Origin of the sequence: Caballeronia glebae, assembly GCF_001545035.1 — a bacterium.
Classification (GTDB): Bacteria; Pseudomonadota; Gammaproteobacteria; order Burkholderiales; family Burkholderiaceae; genus Caballeronia; species Caballeronia glebae.
Window position 1 is genome coordinate 25887 of record NZ_FCOJ02000069.1, and the last position, 9962, is coordinate 35848.

The window sequence follows — 9962 nt, forward strand, 5'->3', positions numbered from 1 at the left end:
TCATGGACCGCAACGATGTGGTGCTAGGCAGTAGCGCGGTCCATCCGCGCATTGCCCGGCAGCGGACCGAGCTCGTCCTTTCGCAACCGTTCTTCGGGGCGCTCGCGCTCCGATTGAACGTTCGCGAGGATCCGACTGCCAAGACGTTCTGGGTGGATGGCGAGACGTTGGGCTACAACCCGGCGTATATGGAATCGCTCAGTGACGTCGAAGTGCGCGGCGTCATTGCGCACGAAGTCTTGCACGTGGCCAATGGCCATTGCTGGCGGCAGGGCGCGCGCGATCCGGATCGATGGAACGATGCCTGTGACTACGCGATCAACTCGATCGTGCTGTCATCGGGCATGGTTCTGCCGAAAGGGGCGCTTGTCGATCCGCGCTATACGGGCAAGTCGGCGGAGGAAATCTACGGTTTGCTGACGCAGGAGGCGAAGGAGAAGCAGCAGCAGCCTCAGACGCAGCAACAGCCGCCGCCGCAACTCCAGCCGCCGCAGCAACAGCAGCCGCAGCCCGGTCCGCAGGATCAGCAGCAGCCGAACGGCGGGCAAGCACCGAAAGCCGGTGGCCAGAACGGCACCGCGCCGGGGCAATCGCCCGGCGATCAGCCTGCGCATCCCGGGTCATTCGGCGAAGTGCGGCCCTACAAGGGGCCGGACAAGCCGGTAAAAGAAGCGGAGTGGAAGGTTGCCGCCACGCAAGCCGCGAAAGCGGCCGCGATGCGCGGCAAGCTCCCCGGCGATCTGCAGGCAATGGCGGGCGAAGCGGTGCGGCCCATCGTTGACTGGCGTGCGGTGCTGCATCGCTTTGCGCAGCAGTCGTCGCCGTCGGACTACAGCTTCGCGACGCCCAACCGTCGGTATCTGCATCTCGGGTTCTACCTGCCCGCGCTGCATACACCGGCGATCGGCGATGCGGTGTTTGTGCGGGACTCTAGCGGCTCGGTGTTCGACGAAACGCAGGCGCAGTTCGACGCGGAGATCCTCGCGGTCTTCCATTCGTTGAAGCCCGCGCGGCTGATCGTGATGGATTGCGATACCCGCGTGACGCAGATGCAGATCTTCGAGCGAGGCGACTCACCGGAAATTAAGCCAGCGCGCGGTGGCGGCGGATCGGTGTTCATCGATCCGTTCAATCGGGTCGCCAAAGACAGATTGAATCCCGCCTTTCTGGTCTACCAAACGGATATGAATGGCCAGTTCCCGGCCATTGCACCGGCTTATCCCGTGTTGTGGGCGTCGACCACGCCCTTGGCACGGGCTCGGAAGGCGCCCTTCGGTGAGACGGTGGAGATGATTTGTTAGACCTGGGTTCGCCCGGACATTTGCTGAAGAACGAAGCCCGGCATTGCTGGGCTTTTTTCGTTTTACGCCCACACCTTGAGGGTGCATTCGGCCTTGCGTCCGGACGGGATGTCGCCTTACAATTTCACGAAAAGTAAGGAGCAAGACGTGGCCGAATCAACCATGACATCTAAGGGACAGACCACCGTCCCCGCCGAAGTGAGAGCAGCACTTCACGCTGAACCGGGTACCCGCCTCGAGTGGCATGTGACACCAGACGGGGACGTTATCGTGCGGGCGAAAAATCTGTCGATTCTGGACCTGGCCGGGTCGGTGAAGACGGATAAGTGTGTGGATATCGAGGACATGAATCCCTGGAGTAGCTGATGGCCTCCCTCGATACGAATGTACTCGTGCGATTTCTCATTCGTGATGACGAAAGTCAGTTTGAACAAGCGCGGCAGCTAATCGAACATCAGATTCACGGGCGACAGCCGCTGTACATACCGATTACCGTGGCCCTCGAGCTCGACTGGGTCCTCAGGGCCCGGTACAAACTCGACAAGAAGGCGGTCACAGACATCTATACGCGCCTGCTTCGGACCATGGAGCTGAACTTCGAGAGCGAATCGGCCTTGGAAATCGCGTTGCATCATTACAAGGCACGCAACGTCGATTTCGCGGACTGCCTTCACGCGGCGCTTGCGGGGGTGGCCGGTCAAGCACCGTTTTATACTTTCGACCGCAAGGCCACCCGTATTCCCGGCACTGCTTCGCTCTGACAGACCCCTCTCAGCCCTCCCTGACGCGATACGGCCAGGACCGAGTCAGCAACTTGATCGAACCGGCCGAACAGGCACCGTCGGCGCTAGGGGTAACTGCCCGATAGTGACGCTTACGCGCGCCGCTTCTGAAGTGACTGGTATGCCTCACCGGCCTTGAATCGCTCGAGCCGTTCGGTCGCGGTGGTCAGTGCCCCCAAGCTCGCTTTCTGCAGTTGGCGATCGTACATGCCGACGATAGCGGAAAGCAGCGCGAACGCGTCGTAAGAGGACACGCTCCACGTCCCGGTCTTCCTGCCGCCGTCGAACACCTCAGTCATTGAATGATTGGCGGCCAGCAGCAACTCAGGAGAAAAGTCGCCATGACCTGCCTCGGAAAGGAATTTAGCGAGCAGGACGACTTCCGTGGTGTGGTGGGCGGGGCCGATGTGGTCGCAGGCGCCGCGGATAGCTTCCAATGAAAGGTGCGCCCGCAGCGCCAAGTCGTCTGCAACTGCGCGGGGGATCGGAAGCAATTGTGCCTTGACCAAGCGTGCGCGGGCGGCTTGGGGGGAGCGCTTGAAAGGAGAAGTTCGAGACATCGGGCAAGGCGAATGGGCTGCGCGCTAACAATTGTCCCACGCCGTTTCTGAAAGCGTGGCGCTGCGTTCGGACCGGAAGCCCCTCGAGCGCGCATCGTAGCTTCTCGTAGGGCGTGAAAGATCTGTATAGCGAACCCATAACTCACATCCGCGAGGCATTCCAGGCGAAAGAGGTATGTTTTTGTGCCTCTTTTCGCGGATCGACCAGCATCATGATATTTCTTAGTTCGCCGCTGCGCGCACGCACCTAGACCGCCGCAAGGTCAGCAGGGTGCGACCTGCGAAAGCCGCTCGATTTGAGTCTCCTTTCCAAATCCGCGTAGACATAGCAACGCCAATAATACTCGACATGTTAGATCGCCCACAAAGCATCGCATGTCCGAGTCTGCCGACAATCAACTTCTAAAGCTGCGCCCGCTCGAAGCGGAATCCGTGCGCATGTTCTTTCATGCGCTCTCGCCACTGCGCGAGCTGCTCGATACTCCCGACCTCGCCGAAATCATGATCAATGATTACCGCAACGTCTGGGTGGAGCGTCGCGGCGTGATGACGCGCGAGAACGTCGACCTGCGCCCCGAACAACTTGAAGGCGCGATCCACTCGCTCGCCTCGTCCGTCGAGAAGTCGGCCAAGGCGGGCAGCGATAAGGGCATCATCAACGCCGGTCACCAAAACCTGCGTATCGCGGCGGTCATGAGTCCGACGTCGATCGACGGCCATGCACTCAGTATCCGAAAGCATCGCGAGTCGAAACTCGCGCTGTCGGACTACGTGAGCATGGGCGCGTTCTCCGCAGCAAACGCCCGGCCCGAATACGCGGAAGCGATCCACTTCGAGGAAGGCATCGAGGACGAAGCGCTCATGCGCGCGCTCGTCGCATTAGTGCAGTCGCGCAAGAACGTGCTCGTCGCCGGCGGCACGTCGGCCGGTAAGACAACGTTCCTCAACGCGCTGATCGAGCAAATCCCGTCAGACCAGCGGGTGATTTCCATCGAGGACACGATGGAACTGAAGCTGCACGTGCCGAACCGCGTGCGGCTGCTCTCGAACGCCGACACCAATGTGACGACGCAACTGCTCGTCGCGCTGTGCCTGCGCTTTCGCCCCGACCGGATCATCGTGGGCGAAGTGCGCGGCGGGGAAGCCTACGACCTGCTGCAGGCCCTCAATACGGGCCACGACGGCGGGCTCGCCTCGATCCACGCGAACAACGCACGCACCGCGCTCAGCCGTCTCGAGTCGCTCGCCATGCTCGGCATCCCGACGGGATCGCGGTGGGAACTGGAAGACATGCGCAAGAACATCGCTGACTGCTTCAACTACGTCGTGCACTTCAAGCGCACCGGCGAGATGCGTCACGTCTCCGAAATCCTCGAAATCCGGGGATTCAAAAACAACGACTACGACCTACAGCGCGTTTTTTAACGGGAGCATCAAATGAAGGGCAAGAAGGTACTGAATAGAGCCGCCAAGGTCGCGAAGCATCTGCGTCCGGGCAAATCAATGTTGGTCGGCGCGCTTCTGAGCGTCGTCTCAGTCGCCGCCATGGCAGCGGGTGACTTTTCGAACCTGACCGGCCTGACCGACATCATCTGCACGATCAGCAACCTGATCAGCGGCCCGTACCTGTACGGCATCGGCATTGTGCTCATTACGCTCGGCGGCGTCGCGGTGGCGAACTCGGAAAGCAATATCGCCAAGACATTCTCGGTCGTGCTGGTCGGACTTGGCATCGCATCGGTGGCGGTGCCCATCATGCAGAGCCATTTCCATATGGCAAACGCCTGCTGATATGCGCCAGCACAAGGTTAGTCGTGGCCTTTCGCTGCCGCGCCAGATGGGCGGGGCAGATCGGGGGCTAGCCATCTTCAACGGGACGATGACGGCGCTGCTCTGCTACACGAGCTGGAGTCCGGCGTTCCTCGTCGTCGGCGCGCTAGTGCATGTGTTTTTGCGCTGGAAGAGCTCGACTGACCCGTGGTGGCGAATCGTAATGCTGGTCTACAACCGTTACCCGGACGTCTACGAGGCGGGACCGAGCAGTCGTTTCAGTGCGCGCTTCAAGCGCCCGTATGGGTTTGATCAGGACCTTCCATGTTAGTAGGCCAAGAATCATGCTGAAAATGATGTTCACCAAGCGCGCGGTGCAGGAGATCACGCCGTGGGCGACGATGGTCACGCCTGAACTGGTGCTCAATAAGGACGGGTCGCTATTGACCGTGTTCGAGTTCGAAGGCATCGACGCGGACTCTCCCAATCCGGGCGACATCACTGCCGCGCGCGACAACCTCGATCACGCGTGCCGTAACTTCGACCACCGCGTGACTGCCTGGTGGCGCATATCGCACCGACGCGTGCGTGGCGGAATCGAAGGGACGTTCGCGTCCGAGGCCGACGCGCGCGTAGACGCCATCAACCAGGCGATCATCGGCAGTGGCAAATACTTCAAGAACTCGCATTCGCTCGCACTCGCGTTTACGCCTGAGACCGGCATCTCGCGGATCTTCGACAAAATCAGCTATCACATGACGGTCGGCGGCAAGAACCTGGCCGTTGCGATGTTCGAAGCGTTGAAAGACACGCTTCTCGCGCGCAGCGCCTTTGCGTTCGACCTGACCAAGATCCATAACGAGATCAAGCGATTCGAGTCCGTGATCGACGGCTTCGTAGGCGGCGTCACGCGCCTGAAGATGAAGCGGTTGCAATTGCAGAACGCGCTGTCGTTCCTGCATCAGCGAGCGAACCCGTCGACCCCCAAGCGCCGCGTGCGCTATCCGGTCACGATGCTCGACACGCACCTGACGGAGACGGAAGTCACGATTGGCGCGACCGAGCTGATGTTCGAATCGGCGCACGGCAAGATGTACGCCCGGATCATCGGCATCAAAGAGTGGATGGGATTCCAGGAGGCGGCGCTCGACGTACTCTCGCAGGTCGACGCGGAACTGGACGTCTGCGTGATGTTCCGTTTCCTCGACACGTCGCGAGCGAGCGCCTACATCAAGAAAATTCGCGGTTTCTACAAGGTCGCGGCCTTCAATCCCGTCGCGATCCTCAAGCAGTGGGCAACGAAGGAAGAGCAAAAGAACGACGAAGGCCGCGAAATTCTCGCCAAGGAAGCGGGCGACGCGCTTGCCAAGCTCGACGCGCAAGGCCAGCAATACGGCTTCGCCAATATCTCCGTTGTGGTCTATGGCAGCACGCCGGAAGAGTGTGAGGACGCAACGCGCCAGGTGGTCGGCGTGATCGGAAACGCGGGGTTCGGTGTCATCCTCGAGAAGACGAATCTGTTCGCCTCGTGGAGCGCGACGCTGCCGGGCCGCTGGGACCAGCAAAAGCGCCTGCAGTTCGTTGAGACGCCCGCAGTCTCGGATATTGCCCCGTTGTGCAGCGTCGGCGAAGGATCGAAGGTCAACGAATGGCTCACGCAGCAGTCCGGCACAAAAACCGGCCCACTGACGTGCCTTCCAACCCGCCATCGCACGCTTCAGTATTTCGACCTTCATCACCCGGGCGGCAAAGCGCACACCCTCGTCGTCGGCCCAATCGGCGCGGGCAAGTCGGTGTTCCTCAACTACTTGATGACGCAGACCGGGCGTCATGGCGCGCGGCGAATCCGGTTCGACAAAGACCGCTCTACTCGCATCCCGACGTTGCTCGGCGGCGGTCGGTTCATCGACGCAACCGGACGTTTCGACGCGGCGACGTCCGTGAATCCGCTGTCGCTGATCGGCGACCAGAGGCACTGGTCGTACGTCGCGGATTGGGTTCAGCTTGCCATTGAGGGCGAGGACTACACCTGCACGCCGCAGCAACAAACGGAGATCTACGACCGGATCAAAACGCTGGCGCTAGGCTTTCCGACTGAGAAGTGGCGGCTGTCGAGCCTAATTACGTTACTGCCGGCGGATCTGCGTGAGCGGCTACAGGTCTGGACCGAGGGGAACAAGAACGGCGAGTTCTTTGACCACGCCGAAGACGGTTTCGCAATCTCCGATGACCTGTCTATCGAAATGGGCGACCTGTTCCAGAACTATCCGGTGGCCGCTGCCTTGTTCATGGACTACGCGTTCTACCGGATCGCGCAGATCCTCGACGGCAAGCGCTATACGGTGATCGAGATCGAAGAGGCGGGCTTCTTCTTCACCTACCCGAAGTTCTACGCGCGCCTCGAAATCTGGGCGGTGACGATCCGGAAGCTCAACGCGGCGCTGGTGATGGCGACGCAGTCGCTCGGGCAGCTTGCGCGCGTGCCGAATTTCGAGATTCTGAAAGAGAACATCCCGAACATCATCTATCTGCCGAACAGCGACGCGAACAACAACCAAGGCCTGTACAGCGACGTGTTCGGTCTTACGCAGCACCAGATCAAGATGATTTCCGACGCGGTGCCCAACCGCGACTACCTGTGGGTGACGGCCAAGCAAAGCCGGATGCTGCAGGCTCAGTTTCCAAAGGAAGCGCTCGCCTACCTCCGTTCCGACGGTCGGGCGCAAGCGCTCCTCGACAAGCACGTCAAGTCTGGCAGCCCGCAGTGGCAGGAGGACTATGTGCGCGACGTACTCATCAACGCTTAACGCTTCACCTTGAAGGCACCGCCATGATGAAAAAACTGCTCCGCTGCATCGCCGCGACCGGCGTATTGACGCTCGGGTTTGTGCAACACGCCAATGCGAACATGCCCGTGTTCGATGCTTCAAACTTCATTCAGAACACGATGACGGCGGCGGCCGCAGTGAAGGGTGAGGTTTATCAGGACTCGAACCTGGTGTATCAGTACCAGATGATGCTCAACCAGCTCAAGCAGGCAACCAACCTCAACCCGACCGCGATGCTCGCGCAGTTCAACAGCATCACGAGCGATATTTCGAGCCTGACCAAGTACACCGACGCACTGAAGGATCTGTACGGCGGACTTCAGAACAATGCGGAGTACGCGAACAAGGTTCAGGCGTTGATCACCCAGTCGGGAAAGACACCCGAACAGTGGTTCACAGATCAAAACACCCTCCTGCAGAACAACGACAAGACCGCGAAGCAGCTTTTCCAGCAGGGGAACGATGTCATCTCGCATGTGGGCACGCTCGCGAAGCGCCGGCAGGAGATTCAGGACCAACTGAATATGTCGCCGACGATGGAGGCAACGGCTCAGCTGACGACTCACATGCTGGACATCATCTCCAGTCAGAACAGCGACCTGATTTCGATGATGGCAGCCAAGCAACGAAGCGATGCGGTGAAGGATTCCGCCGCTGTTGCGCAGGAGCAAGTGAACAACAACGCTCAAGCTGCGCTCAAGGCGCAGCAGGACCGCGAGCGCGCCGCGTTCAACTCGACGATTGGCTCCTCCACTACGTTGGGGCAGTAATGGGCCACCCTATCATGCGAGTGCTACGTCCGCTTTTCATCGTTTTTGCCTTAATGCTTGGTTTTGCCGGCACGTCGACGATCGCTTTTGCTCAGACGACCACCACCGCGAACGTTGCGACGACTGCTACAGCGTCTGGGACCACGGACACAAGCAAGGGCAACGCTGTGGCAAGCAAAGACGGCGACTTTGCGAACGGCGCGACGAATGCAGCCAATCAGATTCACGCTTTGCTCGGCAATGTGTTCGCCACTGCCGTCTCGGCGAGCGCCAATGTCATGGACGAGGCCAACAAATTCGCGTGGGGCCTCGGCGTCATCTCGCTGGTGCTAATGGGCGTTCGCTTCGCAGGCACGCACCACCCCATTTCAGCGTGGGTCGACCTGTTCGAGGAACTCGCAACGCTCGGGATTTTTGTGGCCTTGTATCTCGGATATAGCACCTCTGCGTCCGGGTTTTGGACGTGGTTCGAGCAGTTGGCCGGACATATTAGTGGGGCCGACAACGGATCCGTTGGCGCAGCAATGGGGAAGCTTGCGGGCGTCATGTTCGACGCGTTGAAGAGCAAGTTCTCGATTTTCGGCTTGATGAATCTTGGTGGATCGCTGGCGGACGTCATCGTTTTGGGCATCTCGGCAGTTGCCATGTGCGTCGCCTCAATCGTCTTCATCTTCTTCACGGCGATCGGTCAGGTTCAGGCTGCGGTGGGCATCGTGCTTGGTCCGATCGCGATAGCGTTGGGCTTCTCATCGTACACACGCAGCTACTTCAAAAAGTGGCTTGATTGGATGATCAGCGCGGGCATGTACGTCGTCATCGTGGCAATCTTGGTCAAGCTGGTCGGCACGTCGATCGAATCGGCGATCACGAAGGCGACGCAAGTGGGTGGCAACACCACTTTGAACGGCGCTTACGTCCTCGACCTTTCGATCTTTGTCCTCCTGTTGTCGTTCGAAATCCCGAAGCTCGCGACGATTTTCGGTGGTGGTGCTTCCGCGACAGGTACCGGTCCTCTCAAGCTCCTCAAGGGAGCACTGTGATGAGCGCGCTGCACGAGCCGATCGCGGCGGAACAACTGTTCGCAACACATCAGAAGCGCATCGAGCTGGTGCGGCAATGCGCCAACGAAAGCACGGAGCCCGAATTTGCGCGCAAATGGCTTGCAGTCCTCCGCCGCACGGCAGTGTGGTTTTCGTCGATGCCACTTACACCCGAGCTGCACTGCGAGCCGGGCGGGGCCTTTCGCGCAACCATTGAATCGACCTTTTACGCGATGCGGCTGACTGGCGGACAGAAGTTTGCCGCTGATCTGACCTCTGACAAGCGGCGCCGGCTTGAGCCGCAGTACAACTACGCCGTGTTCCTCGCGAGCGCATGTTCACTGCTAGATGAGCCGTTCCGCCACTTTGAGTTCATCCGGCAGTCGGACCGCGTGACGTGGAATCCCGCCGCACACGGTGCTTTCGGTGCCTGGCTTGGCGCGGCGCCGTACGCAACGGTGCGGCGCGCGACGCCGCTTAAGAGCGAGCGGATGCGTACCGCCATGTTCGCGCAGACAGTCATCACGCCGGAACTGCTCGCTGGGCTCGATACGGCGGTGCACTCCGATCTCTTCAATGCCATCAATCCGGAACGCAGTCCGCAAGGGTTCGAAGCGCTTGTGCACAAGGTCGTGCGTCAGGCGATGGATGTCGCCGTCGACTTCGAACGGAAAGCACAGCGGGCGGTCTTCGCTCCGGTCAAATTCGACGTGCCGTCTGCCGTTCACGTCGCGCTGGCGTTAGAGCCGCAGTTTGTTTCGACGCAGGCCGAACCCGCGCCCGCCGGAACGCCAGACGCCGCCGCTCCCGCACCGCAGGCTTGCGCCGCAACACCGCCGTCTGCCACGGTGCCCGAAGACTCGCCGTCAGTCGAAATCCCGTCGCAGCCGACGCAGAACACCGGTTCAAGT

General features: G+C 60.3%; 11 protein-coding genes. 10 read left to right on the forward strand and 1 reads right to left on the reverse strand.

The features are described 5' to 3' along the window. The first annotated feature begins 2 nt into the window (after positions 1 to 2). The 3 genes from AWB82_RS31375 to AWB82_RS31385 all read left to right on the forward strand — a co-directional run bounded on the left by AWB82_RS31375 (position 3) and on the right by AWB82_RS31385 (position 2062). On the forward strand, positions 3 to 1301 hold the full coding sequence (locus AWB82_RS31375) for a vWA domain-containing protein (protein ID WP_086973191.1): 1299 nt from the start codon (positions 3 to 5) through the stop codon (positions 1299 to 1301). 147 nt (positions 1302 to 1448) lie between these two features. Continuing rightward, positions 1449 to 1667: an AbrB/MazE/SpoVT family DNA-binding domain-containing protein gene (locus tag AWB82_RS31380; RefSeq protein ID WP_086973201.1), complete on the forward strand. Its 219-nt coding sequence runs from the start codon at positions 1449 to 1451 to the stop codon at positions 1665 to 1667. Beyond that, positions 1667 to 2062, forward strand: coding sequence for a PIN domain-containing protein (locus AWB82_RS31385; protein ID WP_086973192.1), 396 nt, complete (start codon positions 1667 to 1669; stop codon positions 2060 to 2062). Before AWB82_RS31380 ends, AWB82_RS31385 begins: the two co-directional genes overlap by 1 nt. Positions 2063 to 2175: 113 nt before the next feature. On the opposite strand, the gene AWB82_RS31390 is transcribed toward AWB82_RS31385, so the two are convergent. Next, positions 2176 to 2592, reverse strand: a complete 417-nt coding sequence (locus tag AWB82_RS31390; protein ID WP_235023511.1) for a hypothetical protein — start codon at positions 2590 to 2592, stop codon at positions 2176 to 2178. 426 nt (positions 2593 to 3018) lie between these two features. Between AWB82_RS31390 and AWB82_RS31395 the strand changes: the two genes are divergently transcribed. From AWB82_RS31395 to AWB82_RS31425, 7 genes are all read left to right on the forward strand, one after another. After that, positions 3019 to 4068: a CpaF family protein gene (locus tag AWB82_RS31395; RefSeq protein ID WP_086973194.1), complete on the forward strand. Its 1050-nt coding sequence runs from the start codon at positions 3019 to 3021 to the stop codon at positions 4066 to 4068. A gap of 12 nt (positions 4069 to 4080) precedes the next feature. Further along, the gene (locus AWB82_RS31400; RefSeq protein ID WP_086973195.1) at positions 4081 to 4434 is read left to right on the forward strand and encodes a TrbC/VirB2 family protein; all 354 of its coding nucleotides are present in this window, start codon (positions 4081 to 4083) and stop codon (positions 4432 to 4434) included. A 46-nt stretch (positions 4435 to 4480) separates the two neighbouring features. Beyond that, positions 4481 to 4744 carry a conjugal transfer protein gene (locus AWB82_RS31405; protein ID WP_086973202.1) on the forward strand — a complete coding sequence of 88 codons (264 nt, stop codon included), beginning with the start codon at positions 4481 to 4483 and terminating at the stop codon, positions 4742 to 4744. A gap of 13 nt (positions 4745 to 4757) precedes the next feature. After that, positions 4758 to 7220: a VirB4 family type IV secretion system protein gene (locus tag AWB82_RS31410; protein ID WP_086973196.1), complete on the forward strand. Its 2463-nt coding sequence runs from the start codon at positions 4758 to 4760 to the stop codon at positions 7218 to 7220. A gap of 23 nt (positions 7221 to 7243) precedes the next feature. Continuing rightward, complete coding sequence (locus AWB82_RS31415) at positions 7244 to 8011, forward strand: type VI secretion protein (protein WP_086973197.1); 768 nt, start codon at positions 7244 to 7246, stop codon at positions 8009 to 8011. Further along, positions 8011 to 9051, forward strand: coding sequence for a type IV secretion system protein (locus AWB82_RS31420; protein ID WP_235023512.1), 1041 nt, complete (start codon positions 8011 to 8013; stop codon positions 9049 to 9051). Before AWB82_RS31415 ends, AWB82_RS31420 begins: the two co-directional genes overlap by 1 nt. Continuing rightward, a partial coding sequence (locus AWB82_RS31425) for a TraI domain-containing protein (RefSeq protein ID WP_200818238.1) occupies positions 9051 to 9962 on the forward strand: 912 nt, incomplete at its 3' end. The genes AWB82_RS31420 and AWB82_RS31425, both read left to right, overlap by 1 nt.